The sequence below is a fragment of the Cryobacterium sp. MP_M3 genome, from assembly GCF_015752155.1.
GTDB lineage: Bacteria > Actinomycetota > Actinomycetes > Actinomycetales > Microbacteriaceae > Cryobacterium.
Genome location: NZ_JADOVI010000004.1, coordinates 29,003 through 42,035, shown reverse-complemented (window position 1 = coordinate 42,035; position 13,033 = coordinate 29,003). Strand labels below are relative to the sequence as shown.

Below are 13,033 nucleotides of genomic sequence, written 5' to 3'. Positions count from 1 at the left end.
CCAGCCCGCATCACGAAGGATCACCTGATGACCGCAGCACCAGAGACCGTTTCCCTCCACGATGGGGGCGGCTCCGGGCCCCTTCAGGGCCGGAGAGCCCTCGTCACCGGGGGAGCGAGCGGGATCGGCGCGGCCACCGTCCGGGCGCTTGCGGCCCGCGGCGCCCACGTCGTCGTCGCCGACATGGACCAGGCGGGGGCCGCGGCGCTCGCCGCGGAGGTCGGCGGGTCGAGCTGGGCGGTGAACCTGCTGGACCCGGCCGCGCTGACCGACCCGGAGCTGTCCCTGCGGTTGGCGGGCGTGGACATCCTGGTCAACAACGCGGGCATCCAGACGATCAGCCCGATCCAGGACTTCGCCCCGGAGGACTTCCGCCGCATCATCACGCTCATGCTGGAGGTTCCCTTCCTGCTGATCCGGGCGGCCTTGCCGCAGATGTACGAGCGCGGCTTCGGGCGCATCGTCAACGTCACGTCGGTGCACGGTATCCGCGCCTCGCCGTTCAAGGCGGCGTATGTCGCGGCCAAGCACGGGCTGGAGGGCCTCTCCAAGGTGACCGCCCTCGAGGGCGGGGAACACGGGGTGACCAGCAACTGCGTCAGCCCCGGCTATGTGCGCACGCCCCTGGTCGAGAAGCAGATCACAGACCAGGCGCTCGTGCACGGCATCCCGGAGTCGGAGGTGCTCGGCCGGATCATGCTCACGGAGAGCGCCATCAAACGGCTGGTCGAGCCGGAGGAGGTCGGGTCGCTGGTGGCCTGGCTGGCGTCGGCGGATGCCGCCATGGTCACGGGCTCCAGCTACGGGATGGACGGCGGCTGGTCCGCCCGCTGACTTGCGAAGAAAGCACCCTCGCCAGCGCGACGAGGGTGTTTTCTCTGCAACTCACCCGGGTCTGGCGACGGGGCTGTGGATAAGTTCCCCGGCGCATCGCCACGGCGGAGCATCATTCAGGGATGAGCGAGGCCGTCCGCATCATCACCGAGCAGGTCCGGTCCCGGGTGCGCCGCGACGGCGTCGATCTCTCGACCGACCTGGTGCTGGCCGAGAAATACGTGCACGACGAGCTGCAGCGTTACAGCGAGCGGGCGCTCGGCTCCTCCCTGCCGCTGATCCCCGACGAGCGTCAGGCAGCCCGGGAAGTGGTGGCGTCGCTGACCGGGTTCGGGGCGCTGCAACCGTTCCTCGACGACCCGGGCATCGAGGAGATCTGGATCAACGCGCCGTCCCGGGTGTTCGTGGCCCGCGACGGGGTTCCGGAACTGACCGACATGGTGCTCTCCGAGCGAGAGGTGCGCGACCTGGTCGAACGGATGCTGCAGGCATCCGGCCGCCGGGTCGACCTGTCCTCCCCGTTCGTCGATGCGTCCCTGCCCGACGGCTCCCGGCTGCACGTGGTCATCCCGGACATCACCCGCAAGCACTGGGCGGTGAACATCCGCAAGTTCACCCGGCGCATCCGCGACCTGAACCAGTTGGTCGGGCTGGGTTCGCTGACCCAGCAGGCGTCGGAATTCCTGCGGATGTGCGTACTGTCAGGGCAGAACATCCTCGTCTCGGGCGCGACCCAGACCGGCAAGACCACGATGCTCAACGCGCTCCTCACCGCCACGCGCCGCAACGAGCGGATCGTGACGGTGGAGGAAACCTTTGAACTCGACCTCGCCGCCCGCGACGTCGTGGCCATGCAGTGCCGCCAGCCGAGCCTCGAGGGCACCGGCGAGATCACCCTGCGCCGGCTGATCAAGGAATCCCTGCGGATGCGGCCCGACCGCCTCATCGTCGGCGAGGTGCGCGAGGCGGAAAGCCTCGACCTGTTGATCGCGCTCAACAGCGGGCTGCCGGGGATGTGCTCGATCCACGCCAACAGCGCACGGGACGCCCTGGCCAAGCTGTCCACGCTCCCGCTCCTGGCCGGTCGCAACATTGACTCGGCCTTCGTGCTGCCGACCGTCGCGGGCTGCATCGATATCGTGGTCCACTGCGAGATCGACCGGCACGGCCGTCGCCGGGTCATCGAGATCCTGGCGCCGAGTGGTCGGCTTGCCGGCCCCGTGATCGAGGCGAGCCCCATCTTCCTCATCGAGGGCGGAACGCTCACGGCGACCGGCGGCCACCCCGGCAAGCTCACCAAGTTCCTCGCGGCGGGCCTCGACCCCGCCATTGTGCTGCGAGCTGGTGCGGCATGACCATCGTTCTCGGGAGCCTGCTCGGGGCCGGCCTGCTGCTGCTGGCCTCGCCGTTCCTCTGGCCGGCGCGCGGGACGGCCGATCCCGGGCGGGGCCGGCCGCGCGGGGCGTTCCGGGCAGACCTGGCCCAGGCCGGCCTGGGTGCGCTTCCGTTGCCCGCGTTCGCGGCCATTTCCCTCGTCCTTGGACTGGCCGGCTTCGCGCTTGCCGAGGCGCTCCTCGGCATCGGGGCGCTGTCGGTCGTCGCGGGGCTGGGCGGCATGGCAGTGCCCGTGCTGGTTGTCACCTGGCGCGCGCGGGCAACGCGTCGGGCCAACCGGACAGTCTGGCCCGATGTCGTCGACCATCTCGTGTCCGCGGTGCGGTCGGGTCTCGCCCTGCCCGACAGCGTGAGCAGCCTGGCGGACGCCGGCCCGGTGACGACCAGGGCCGCGTTCGCGGCGTTCGCCGGAGACTACCGGTCCACCGGCAATTTCGCCTATGCCGTGGACCGCCTGAAGGAGTCCCTCGCCGACCCGGTCGCCGATCGCATCCTCGAAACCCTGCGGATGGCCAGGGAGGTCGGCGGCAGCGACCTCACGATCGTGCTGCGCAGCCTTGCGGCCTGGCTCCGGCAGGACGCGGCCATCCGGGCCGAGGTCGAGGCCCGCCAGTCATGGGTGGTGAACGCCGCACGGTTGGGCGTGGCGGCGCCCTGGGTGATCCTGCTCCTCCTCGGGTCGCGGCCGGAGGCAGCCGTCGCGTACAACACCAGTGCGGGGGTGGCCGTCGTGCTCGGCGGTCTCGGCATGTCGGTCGTGGCCTACCGGGTGATGGTGGCCCTGGGCCGGCTCCCTGAGGAACGCCGGTGGTTCCGGTGAGTGCGTCGCTGGCGTGGGGCCTGTTCTGCGGCTGCGCGCTGGGCATCGGACTGTGGTCGATGGTGAGCACCATCCCGCGTCTCAGCCGGCCGCGACTCGTGCACAGGCTGGCCCCCTACATCCTGGACGTGTCGGTTGAGGCTCGCGCCTTCGTCGGCCGGCGTTCGGTCGACCCGATCCCCGTGCTCGGCACGCTGTTCGCCCCAGCCTTCGGCGCCCTCAAGCGGCTGCTGGGGGCCGTGCTCGGCGGTGCGGATGGCATCGAGCGGCGACTGCGCCAAGCCGGGGCCGAGCACAGCGTCGATCGATTCCGGTCGGAGCAGGTGGTCTGGGCTCTCGTCGCGTTCGGGCTGGGTGCCGGTCTTGCCATCATGCTTCCGATCTTCCGGACGGCACCCGTCGTGGTGTCGGTCGTCGTGCCCGTTCTGGCCGGGCTCTGCGGCGCCCTGGCGCGGGACTGGCTGCTGACCCGTGCGGCGACGGCGCGGTTGGCACGGATGCAGAGCGAGCTGCCGACGATCCTGGAGTTCCTCACGCTCTCCCTGTCGGCGGGCGAGGGAATCCTCGACTCGCTCGCCCGGGTGTCACGCACGAGCACGGGGGAGTTGTCGCGGGAATTCGCCGGCGTCGTCGCCGATGTGCGGATCGGCGTGCCGCTGCACTCCGCGCTGGGCACGCTGGCCGGCCGTCTGCACCTTCCGGCGGTGACCCGTCTCGTCGACCAGGTCTCGGGCGCGCTGGACCGTGGCACGCCCCTGGCCGAGGTTCTGCGAGCCCAGGCGCAGGACTCCCGGGACAGCGCCAAGCGGGAACTTCTCGAAGTGGCCGGCAAGAAGGAGGTGGCCATGCTCGTGCCCTTGGTCTTCCTGATTCTTCCCCTGACCATCCTGTTCGCGGTTTTCCCCGGCCTGTTCATCCTGCAGTCGGGCTTCTGACCCACCGACCCACCAAGTGATTCCCACGGAAAAGAGGAGCATGATGACCACATTGCGGCGGCGTTTCCTGACCCTGTGGAGCGACGACACCGGGGACGTCCCCGGCTGGGTCCTGATCACCCTGATGACTGCCGGTCTGGTCATCATCATCTGGGGTCTGGCCGGCCCTGCCCTGAGCGGGGTGTTCCAGCAGGCCATCGACCGCGTGAGCGGTTTCTGACCCCGGACGATGTTTCTCCTGCGACGCGCATCCGCCCCGTCCGGTGACACAGGATCGGCGGCGGCGGAATTCGTCATGGTGGGCGGGCTGCTCACGGTGCTGACCCTCACCGTCATGCAACTCGCGCTCGCCCTGCACGTGCGCAACACCGCTCTCGACGCGGCGGCCGAAGGCGCACGGTTCGCCGCCGTGGCCGACAGCAGCCTGGCCGAGGGCGTCGCGCGCACCCGGGAACTGGTCACCGTGGCGCTTGGTCCCGGCTACGCCACGGATGTCGTTGCCGGTTACACCGAATACGACGGCTACCCGAGCGTGCAGGTGCGGGTCATCGCCCCACTGCCGCTGCTCGGTCTCCTCGGCCTCGATCGCGGTCTGGAGGTGGTGGGGCATGCCGCCGTGGAAGACCTCGAGTAGGAGCCGCCGCCAGTCGGACGCGAAACTGACCGAAGGCGTTCACCGGTCCGCCGGCCGGCTCCTCGCCGGGGAAGACGGGTCGGCCGCGCTCGAGTTGATCACCGCCGGGGCGATCCTCCTCGTTCCGCTCGTCTACCTCGTGCTGGCCATGTCGGCGCTGCAGGGCGGGGCGTTCGCGGTGGAGGGTGCCGCGCGGCAGGCCGCCCGCGTCTACGTTCAGGCGCCCGACGAAGCCGCTGCCCGGGCCGGGGCGCTCCGGGCGGTGCAGGTCGGGCTCGACGACTACGGCATCGCCGGAGACAGCGCCGCGGTGAGCATCGACTGCGGGGCCGGAGGCTGCCTGGCCAGGCGCAGCACGGTCTCCGTCACGGTGCGGATTCGGGTGGCGTTGCCGCTTGTCCCCGATCTGCTGTCCTTGCGCAGCGCGGCGAGCATCCCGATGGAAGCCGTGGCCACCCAGACGGTGTCCCGGTTCCGCAGGGCCGGCTGATGTCCCGGGGGGTGACGGGTCGATCGGGCCGGTGGTTCGCTGCGGTCCGCCGCATCTGGGGCAGCCGCGGCCCGCACGAGGATGGCTCGACCCTGATCCTGACGATCTTCTACGCCTTCCTCGCACTCGTGCTGATCCTCGTCGTCGTGGCCGCGAGTTCGCTCTACCTGGACCACAAACGGCTGCTCACCCTTGCCGACGGTGCCGCGCTCGCCGGGGCTGAGTCCTTCTCGCTCGACGCGGTCGGCGTCACCGCTGACCCGTCCGGGCCGGTGCCGCGACCCGTGCTCCGGTCCGACGAGGTGCGGGCGGCGGCCGAGGACTACCTGGCGGCGGCACCCCACGGCGGCGTCGACGGGGTGGAACTGACCGGGGCCGGCTCGGCCGACGGGCAGAGCGCGAGCGTCACGCTGGGCGCGGTCTGGCGCCCGCCGGTGGTGGTCTTCTTCCTGCCGGAGGGCGTGCCGTTGGAGGTCTCGGCTGTGGCGCGGTCGGTGTTCCGGTAGGCGACGCACACCCGGGTGCCCGATCGAGACCGGCGACCCGGTACTCTCGGAAAGCGCGCCCGAGCGGGTGCGGACGAGGAGAGCCGTGACCGCCCAGCGCGACCGTTTGACCGGCGCGGGTGCCCAGCTCGCGACCGAAGTCAGCATCAACTTCGGGTCATCCCTCGCCGGGCTCGCGATACCGCTCGTCGGCTCACCCGTGGTGGTGGCGGCCCGGCAGCTCGTGATGGCCTGCACCGTTTTGCCGTTCTACCGTCCGAAGCTGTCGACCCTGTCCTGGCGCAGGCTGTGGCCGGCCCTGGCCCTCGGACTCGTGCTCGCGATCATGAACCTGACCTTCTACGAGGCCGTCGACCTGCTCGGGCTCGGCGTCGCAGCCACGATCGAGTTCCTCGGCCCGTTCGCCCTGGCCCTGGCGTCGTCGCGTCGGCCGATCGACTTCGTCTGCGCGAGCGCGGCCGCCGCCGGGGTCTTCCTGCTCACCTGGTCGACCGGGGAGCTCAACCTCCCCGGCATCCTCTTCGCCCTCGCTGCCGCGGCGGCCTGGGCGGCCTATATCCTGCTCACCCGGCGGGTGGCGGTGACCTTCCCCGGCCTGGAAGGCATCTCGGTGGCGAGCGTGGTCAGCCTGGCCCTGCTCGTGCCGTTCGCCCTGATCACGGTCGACTACTCCAGCCTGAACTGGGATGTCCTCGGGCTGCTCCTCGCGGTCGGGGTGCTCTCGTCGGCGTTCCCGTACACGCTCGACACGTTCATCCTGCGCCGGATCACCCCCCGGCTCTACGCGATCATCACCAGCTTCGGCCCGGTCATCGCCGCGCTCTTCGGCGCCCTGGTGCTGGGCGAGACGTTCCTGCTGCAGCAGCAGATCGCGATCCTCGTGGTGTGCGTGGCGGCCGGGGCGGCGATCGCCACCCAGCGTGAGCGCCCGAAATCCGACCTGGAGATCACGGCCGGCGTCATCTCCTGACGCCGGCGGGCCGGGCCCGACCGGGCTACTCGACGACGATGCCGAGGTGACCGGCCAGCAGGGGAGCGAGCAGGCTCAACTGCTGGTCGTCGATGGTCGCTCCGCGCAGGCCGTCGAGGCCGCGGATGACGCTGAAGTCGGCCCCGCGCAGGTCGACGTGCTTGAGGGTGGCGCCGGACAGGTCGAGCGTGCCGATCCGGCAGCCGCGCAGTTCGACCCGCTGAGCGACGACGCTGCCGAGGTCGAGTTCCTCGATGATGCAGTTGGAGAACAGCACATCGGTCAGCTTCGAGTTCCGCAGGTTCACGAAATCGAGTTTGGAGCCGTCGATCTGCACGCTGCGCAGCTCTGACTCGTAGAGCTCGACCGAGCCGAGCCTGGATCGTTCGATCCGCACGTCGCGCCAGCCCGACCGTGGCGCCTTCAGCACAGCGGCGTGCAGTTCGCTCACCACGCACTCGGCCACGGATGCGCCGCGCAGCGTCGCGTCGTCGAGGGACACCCCGCGGAACTCGCACTCGAGGAAGCCGATGCCGGTGAGGTCACGGCCGGAGAGATCGCAGCCGTCGAAGGACTGCGCGTCGTAGCTGCCGCCGGCCCTGAGTGCGGAACCGTCGGCGGCATCCAGCCCGGTGAGCCGGATCGGGTCGAGGAGCGGACCGCGGGTCGCCGAGCGGGCCTTCATCAGGACGCGGATACGGGTTCGAGCACGAAGACCGGGATCACCCGGTCGGTCTTGACCTGGTAGTCCGCGTAGTCGGGGTACGCGGCCACCGCCCGCACCCACCATTCGTCACGTTCGGCGCCGGTCACCTCGCGGGCGACCATGTCCCACTTGCGCGGGCCGTCCTGCAGCTCCACCAGCGGATGCGCGACCACGTTCGCGTGCCAGACCGGGTTCTTCGGGCTGCCGCCGAGCGACGCGATCGCGGCATACCGGCCCTCGTGCTCGACCCGCATCAGCGGGGCCTTGCGCAGCTTGCCCGACTTCGCGCCGACCGTGGTCAGCACGATCACGGGCATCCCGCGCATCGTGGTGCCCTGGGTTCCGCCGGAGCTCTCGTACAGCTCGACCTGGTCGCGCACCCATTTCTGCGGGCTCGGTTCGTATTCTCCGTGCAGTGGCATGTCACTATTCAACGCCATCGGCACGGCCGGCATTCCTGCTCTACGACCCTGGGCGTGGCCCCGGGCGTGGGCGCCGGGGCGCGTAGCGCGGGATGTAGCGCCCGAGCAGCACCGCCCCGAACAGGCCGAAGACCCCCATCACGCCGCTGGCCAGGGACAACGAGACCAGTGCGGTCAGGCCTGACACCGCCAAGGGAGCGGCCGCGCCGCCGAGGTCGGCGGTGAACCGCCAGGCGCCGAGGAAGGGCGCTGGGTTGTTCTCGGGGGCGAGGTCCGCCCCGAGGGTCATCAGGAGGCCGCTGCCGATCCCGTTGGCCAGGGAGAGGAACATCGCCACGGCGATGAACCACTCCACGTTGCTCGGCAGGTCGTGGGTGAACGCGAGCACGAGGTGCCCGGCCCCGAGCCCGACCATCGACGGCAGCGCCGTCCAGAGCCGTCCGAACCGGTCCATGATCTGCCCGCTGGCGTAGAAGAGAGCGAAGTCGATGCCGCCGGCGATGCCGATGATCAGCGCGATGTCGGGTTCGTTGATGCCGATGCTCACCGCCCAGAGCGGGAGGAGCACCGTGCGGGTGGCGCGCATGGCGCCGATCAGGCCCGCCCCGGTGCCGAGCTTGCCGAGCACGGCCCGGTAGCTCCAGATGGTGCGGAAGAGGCCCTCGGATTCCTCCGCTGCCAGTTCCTCGCCCGCGCTGCGCGTCGTGCCGTCGGCGGCGGCGACCGGCTCGGGCGTGCCGAAGGTGCTCGACGGGTCGCGCAGCAGCAGCAGCATGGCCGCCGCGCCGAGGCAGCAGACCACGAAGACCCAGAACACCGACTGGGTGCTGCCCGTCAGCCGGATCAGTGCGGTGGCGATGAACGGGCCGATGAACCAGCCGGCCCGGAAGATGCCGCCGAGGGTGGACAGGGCCCGCGCCCGGTAGGCGAGCGGGACATACGTGGTCATGAACGCGTGGCGGGCCAGGGCGAACACGGCCGTCGCGAGCCCGACCAGGAAGATGCCCAGCCCCAGCACGAACGGGTTCGGCGCGGCGATGCAGATCAACACGGCGATGATCGAGAGCATCGCGGCCCAGATCATCGCGTTGCGCTCGCCGATCCGGGAGACCACCCAGCCGCTGGGAATGTCGCCGATCAGTTCGCCGACCATGATCATGGCCGCGATGAGACCGGCCACGGCGAGGGATGCCCCGAGGTTGTTGGCGACGATGGGGATGAGCGGGATGATCGCCCCCTCTCCGATCGAGAAGAGAAGCGTCGGCAGGAATGCGGCGAGGGCAACGGAGCGCAGGCTGAAGGAGCGTTCGGCGTTACTCATGGCTCCTCGATGCTACTTCAGCGCCGCACGGCCATGGTCTGCACGGAACCGCCCGGTAGGCTGGGGTCCGACATGATTGAGCTGGACTTTTCGGAGCAGATCGCCGCACTGCGGGCCACCTTTGGCGACATTCGGGCGGTGATCGACATCGACCAACTGCGCACCGACATCGCCGACCTGAACGACCAGGCCGGAGCCCCCGACCTGTGGGACGACTCCGAGCACGCCCAGAAGGTCACCAGTGCGCTCAGCCACCGCCAGTCGGAACTGGCTCGCATCGAGAGCATCGAACGCCGCCTCGACGACCTCGAAGTCCTCGTCGAGATGGCCAATGAGGGCCAGGGTGATGAGGAGTCCGCCCAGGAAGCGACTGCCGAGCTCGCGAGCCTGAAGAAGGTGCTCGGCGACCTCGAGGTGCACACTCTGCTCAACGGCGAATTCGATGAGCGCCCCGCGGTGGTCACCATCCGCTCCGGCGCCGGCGGCGTCGACGCGGCCGACTTCGCCGAGATGCTGCTGCGGATGTACCTGCGCTGGGCCGAGCAGCACAACTACCCCGTGCAGGTGCTCGACGTCGGCTACGCCGAGGAGGCCGGCATCAAGTCCGCGACCTTCCAGGTCGATTCCCCTTACGCCTTCGGCACCCTCAGCGTGGAGGCCGGCACGCACCGGCTGGTGCGGATGAGCCCGTTCAACTCGGCAGGCAAGCGCCAGACCTCCTTCGCCGCGGTCGAGGTCGTGCCCCTGATCGAGCAGACCGAATCGATCGAGATCCCCGACACCGACATCCGGGTTGACGTGTTCCGTTCCAGCGGCCCCGGCGGGCAGTCGGTGAACACGACCGACTCCGCCGTGCGGATCACCCACCTTCCGACCGGCACCGTCGTGAGCTGCCAGAACGAGAAGAGCCAGATCCAGAACCGCGCCGCCGCCCTGCGCGTGCTGCAGTCCCGGCTGCTGCTCCTGCAGCGCGAACAGGAGGCCGCGACCAAGAAGGAACTGGCCGGCGTCATCACCGCGAGCTGGGGCGACCAGATGCGCAGCTACGTGCTCGCGCCGTACCAGATGGTCAAGGACCTCCGCACCAACTACGAGACGAACAACCCGAGCCAGGTGTTCGACGGCGACCTCGATCCGTTCATCGCCGCGGGCATCCGCTGGCGCAAACAGGCGCCGAAGGACTGAACCGCTTTCGGACCGAGTCTGTGGTTCGGTATGTCGCAGTAGGAAAAACCCGGATGCCTGCTTAGGCTCAAGGGGCCATGATCCGTTTTGACCACATCACCAAGAAGTATCCGGGAACGAACCGACCCGCTTTGGACGATATCGACGTCGAAGTGCTGCGCGGCGAGTTCGTCTTCCTCGTCGGTGCGTCCGGCTCGGGCAAGTCGACCTGCCTGCGCCTGGTCCTGAAGGAAGACCGACCGACCAGCGGCAGCATCCACGTGCTCGGCCAGGATCTCCGGTCGATCTCCAACCGCAAGGTGCCGTATTTCCGGCGCAATCTCGGCGTCGTCTTCCAGGACTTCCGCCTCCTGCCGAACAAGACGGTCTTCGACAACGTCGCGTTCAGCCTCCAGGTGATCGGCAAGTCCCGAGGATTCATCCAGGAAGCGGTTCCGGACACGCTGAAGATGGTGGGTCTGGCCGAGAAGGCCCAGCGGTTCCCGCATGAACTCTCCGGCGGTGAGCAGCAGCGCGTGGCCATCGCCCGCGCGATCGTGAACAAGCCGCAGGTGCTGCTCGCTGACGAGCCCACCGGAAACCTCGACCCCACCACGAGCGCCGGGATCATGGCCCTGCTCGAACGGATCAACGCCGGTGGGACGACCGTGATCATGGCGACCCATGAGGCCGGCATCGTCGACCAGATGCAACGCCGCGTGATCGAACTCGCCAGCGGCAAGATCGTGCGTGACGAGCGCCAGGGCGGCTACGCCACCGCGGCGATCCCGACCATCACCGAAGGCGCCGGAACCCACCGGCGCGCGAGCGCCCAGGCGGCCCCGGCTCCAGCGGCCCCCATCCCTGCCACCCAGGCTCCCGCCGCGGCGCCACGGCTCGCCTCGGCCTTCGCGCCGACGCCTTCCGAGCCGCTCACCTTCCCGCCGGCGGCCGAACCCGTCGCCGCGCCCGCACCCGCACCCGCAGTGCGGCATGAACCCGCTCCGACCAGGGCGGGGCGCGCGCAGGCCGCCGCCATCGCCGCCGACACGGGCATGCCCCTTCCGCACGTCGAACCGGAGCCGGAACCGACCCAGGCCGCCGACCCAGGCCGCCCGATGGCACGGCCGGCGCTGCCGGTCACCCAGCACGACGTGCCCGAGCAGCTGACGCTCGCCGAGAAACTCGGCCTGCGCGCGCCCGGCGAGAAAACGGACCCGTCCGGCGAACAGAATGTAGGGCCCACCCGATGAGACTCGGACTTGTGCTCTCCGAAGCCGCCAACGGCCTGCGCCGCAACGCCTCCATGGTGGTGTCGGTCGTGCTCGTGACCTTCATCTCCCTGACCTTCGTCGGGGCCGCCATCCTGATGCAGATGCAGATCGGCCAGATGAAGAACTTCTGGTACGACCGCGCCCAGGTCGGGATCTACATGTGCACCGCCATCTCCCCGGGCGAGACCTGCACGGCCGGCGAGGCGTCCGCAGATCAGATCGATGCGGTCAAGGCCCAGCTCGAGTCGCCCACGCTCGCACCGTTCATCGACAAGTACTACTTCGAGACGCACGACCAGGCCTTCGAGAACTTCAAGAAGCAGTTCGCCGGCAACCCGGTGGCCGACTACGTGACGCCCGATCAGCTCAACCAGACCTTCTGGGTCAACCTGAAGGACCCGTCGCAATCCGACGTGCTCGTGGAGAGCCTGTCGGGCATCCCGGGGGTCGAGAACGTCGCCGACCAGCGCAAGTACCTCGATCAGATCTTCTCGGTGCTCAACGTGGCCAGCTACACGGCCATCGGAATCGCGGCCCTGATGCTGGTGGCGGCCGCGCTGCTGATCGCCACCACGATCCGGCTCTCCGCGTTCTCGAGACGCCGGGAACTGGGGATCATGCGGCTCGTCGGTGCGTCGAACCGGTTCATTCAAACCCCGTTCATCCTCGAGGGTGTCTTCGCGGCACTGCTCGGCTCCCTGCTGGCCGGCGGGGCGATCGTGGCCCTGGTGAACTGGTTCGTGCAGGGCTACCTCGGCGAGAGGCTCAAGGGGTTCTCGCTGGTCGGGATGCAGGACGCCCTCGTCGTGGTGCCCATCCTGCTCGTGGTCGGCGCGGTGCTCGCGGCCTTCTCGGCGAACTTCGCGATCACCCGCTATCTCAAGGTGTGACCCGGTAGTCTCACCCGCAGGCTAGACTGGTGGGCTGGCTGCCACCGGGCAGCCACACCCACCATTGTTGAGGAGTAAGCCGTGCCCAGGGAACAAGGCGAGAAGGTCGTGTCGACCAATCGCAAGGCACGCCACGACTACCTCATCGAAGAGACCTACGAGGCCGGGATGGTGCTCAGCGGCACCGAGGTCAAATCGCTCCGGGCCGGTCGCGCCTCCCTCGTCGACGGCTATGCGTTCATCGAGTCCGGCGAGGTCTGGCTGGATGCCGTGCACATCCAGGAATACAAGGCGGGCACCTGGACCAACCACCCGCCGCGGCGCAAGCGCAAACTTCTCCTGCACAAGCAGGAGATCATCAAGATCAGCCACAAGACCAAAGAGGGTGGCTACACCCTCGTGCCGCTTCGGATCTACTTCAGCAACGGCAACGCCAAGGTGGAGATCGCGGTCGCCAAGGGCAAGAAGGAATACGACAAGCGCCAGACCCTGCGGGAACGCCAGGACAAGCGCGAGTCCGACCGGGCGATCTCGGCGAGGAAGAACCTGGGCGACTAGGGCGCGCTCCGGGTCTCGACGGGGGAGCGTTTCTGTTGTAGAGTTAAAGGCTGCACGGGGTGTTCTACGGAACGGCTCGCGCACCCTTGGAAACTCAACAGCGTGTGATAGTGA

General features: G+C 69.2%; 16 protein-coding genes. 13 read left to right on the top strand and 3 right to left on the bottom strand.

Going from position 1 to position 13,033, the window contains the following annotated elements; genetic code table 11:
• The first annotated feature begins 27 nt into the window (after positions 1-27).
• The 9 genes from IWX89_RS06315 to IWX89_RS06275 all read left to right on the top strand — a co-directional run bounded on the left by IWX89_RS06315 (position 28) and on the right by IWX89_RS06275 (position 6,584).
• The gene (locus IWX89_RS06315; RefSeq protein WP_196902718.1) at positions 28-834 is read left to right on the top strand and encodes a 3-hydroxybutyrate dehydrogenase; all 807 of its coding nucleotides are present in this window, start codon (positions 28-30) and stop codon (positions 832-834) included.
• A gap of 122 nt (positions 835-956) precedes the next feature.
• Positions 957-2,189 (top strand): CpaF family protein, encoded by a 1,233-nt coding sequence (locus IWX89_RS06310; RefSeq protein WP_196902717.1) that lies wholly within the window; start codon positions 957-959, stop codon positions 2,187-2,189.
• Entirely contained in the window at positions 2,186-3,049 is an 864-nt protein-coding gene (locus IWX89_RS06305) for a type II secretion system F family protein (protein ID WP_196902716.1), read from the top strand. Before IWX89_RS06310 ends, IWX89_RS06305 begins: the two co-directional genes overlap by 4 nt.
• A complete protein-coding gene (locus tag IWX89_RS06300; protein WP_307836445.1) occupies positions 3,037-3,984 on the top strand; it encodes a type II secretion system F family protein in 948 nt (315 codons plus the stop codon). Before IWX89_RS06305 ends, IWX89_RS06300 begins: the two co-directional genes overlap by 13 nt.
• Positions 3,985-4,027: 43 nt before the next feature.
• Complete coding sequence (locus tag IWX89_RS06295; RefSeq protein WP_307836444.1) at positions 4,028-4,204, top strand: hypothetical protein; 177 nt, start codon at positions 4,028-4,030, stop codon at positions 4,202-4,204.
• Positions 4,205-4,213: 9 nt separating this feature from the next.
• Positions 4,214-4,618, top strand: coding sequence for a TadE/TadG family type IV pilus assembly protein (locus tag IWX89_RS06290; protein WP_196902714.1), 405 nt, complete (start codon positions 4,214-4,216; stop codon positions 4,616-4,618).
• A complete protein-coding gene (locus IWX89_RS06285) occupies positions 4,593-5,108 on the top strand; it encodes a hypothetical protein (RefSeq protein ID WP_231382968.1) in 516 nt (171 codons plus the stop codon). The genes IWX89_RS06290 and IWX89_RS06285 overlap by 26 nt, the downstream gene beginning before the upstream one ends.
• 11 nt (positions 5,109-5,119) lie before the next feature.
• Complete coding sequence (locus IWX89_RS06280) at positions 5,120-5,614, top strand: pilus assembly protein TadG-related protein (protein WP_307836443.1); 495 nt, start codon at positions 5,120-5,122, stop codon at positions 5,612-5,614.
• Between the two features lie 85 nt (positions 5,615-5,699).
• Positions 5,700-6,584: a DMT family transporter gene (locus IWX89_RS06275; RefSeq protein WP_196902712.1), complete on the top strand. Its 885-nt coding sequence runs from the start codon at positions 5,700-5,702 to the stop codon at positions 6,582-6,584.
• 25 nt (positions 6,585-6,609) lie between these two features.
• On the opposite strand, the gene IWX89_RS06270 is transcribed toward IWX89_RS06275, so the two are convergent.
• The 3 genes from IWX89_RS06270 to IWX89_RS06260 are packed head-to-tail and all read right to left on the bottom strand — an operon-like array spanning position 6,610 to position 9,033.
• Complete coding sequence (locus tag IWX89_RS06270) at positions 6,610-7,269, bottom strand: pentapeptide repeat-containing protein (protein ID WP_196902711.1); 660 nt, start codon at positions 7,267-7,269, stop codon at positions 6,610-6,612.
• Positions 7,269-7,712 (bottom strand): nitroreductase family deazaflavin-dependent oxidoreductase, encoded by a 444-nt coding sequence (locus IWX89_RS06265; RefSeq protein ID WP_196902710.1) that lies wholly within the window; start codon positions 7,710-7,712, stop codon positions 7,269-7,271. Before IWX89_RS06265 ends, IWX89_RS06270 begins: the two co-directional genes overlap by 1 nt.
• A gap of 40 nt (positions 7,713-7,752) precedes the next feature.
• Positions 7,753-9,033 carry an MFS transporter gene (locus tag IWX89_RS06260; protein WP_196902709.1) on the bottom strand — a complete coding sequence of 427 codons (1,281 nt, stop codon included), beginning with the start codon at positions 9,031-9,033 and terminating at the stop codon, positions 7,753-7,755.
• Positions 9,034-9,105: 72 nt separating this feature from the next.
• Between IWX89_RS06260 and prfB the strand changes: the two genes are divergently transcribed.
• The 4 genes from prfB to smpB all read left to right on the top strand — a co-directional run bounded on the left by prfB (position 9,106) and on the right by smpB (position 12,919).
• A complete protein-coding gene (gene prfB / locus IWX89_RS06255) occupies positions 9,106-10,218 on the top strand; it encodes a peptide chain release factor 2 (RefSeq protein ID WP_196902708.1) in 1,113 nt (370 codons plus the stop codon).
• A 77-nt stretch (positions 10,219-10,295) separates the two neighbouring features.
• Positions 10,296-11,450, top strand: a complete 1,155-nt coding sequence (ftsE, locus tag IWX89_RS06250) for a cell division ATP-binding protein FtsE (protein WP_196902707.1) — start codon at positions 10,296-10,298, stop codon at positions 11,448-11,450.
• The gene (gene ftsX / locus IWX89_RS06245; protein WP_196902706.1) at positions 11,447-12,361 is read left to right on the top strand and encodes a permease-like cell division protein FtsX; all 915 of its coding nucleotides are present in this window, start codon (positions 11,447-11,449) and stop codon (positions 12,359-12,361) included. Before ftsE ends, ftsX begins: the two co-directional genes overlap by 4 nt.
• An 81-nt stretch (positions 12,362-12,442) precedes the next feature.
• The gene (gene smpB, locus IWX89_RS06240) at positions 12,443-12,919 is read left to right on the top strand and encodes an SsrA-binding protein SmpB (RefSeq protein WP_134509681.1); all 477 of its coding nucleotides are present in this window, start codon (positions 12,443-12,445) and stop codon (positions 12,917-12,919) included.
• Positions 12,920-13,033: the final 114 nt, after the last annotated feature.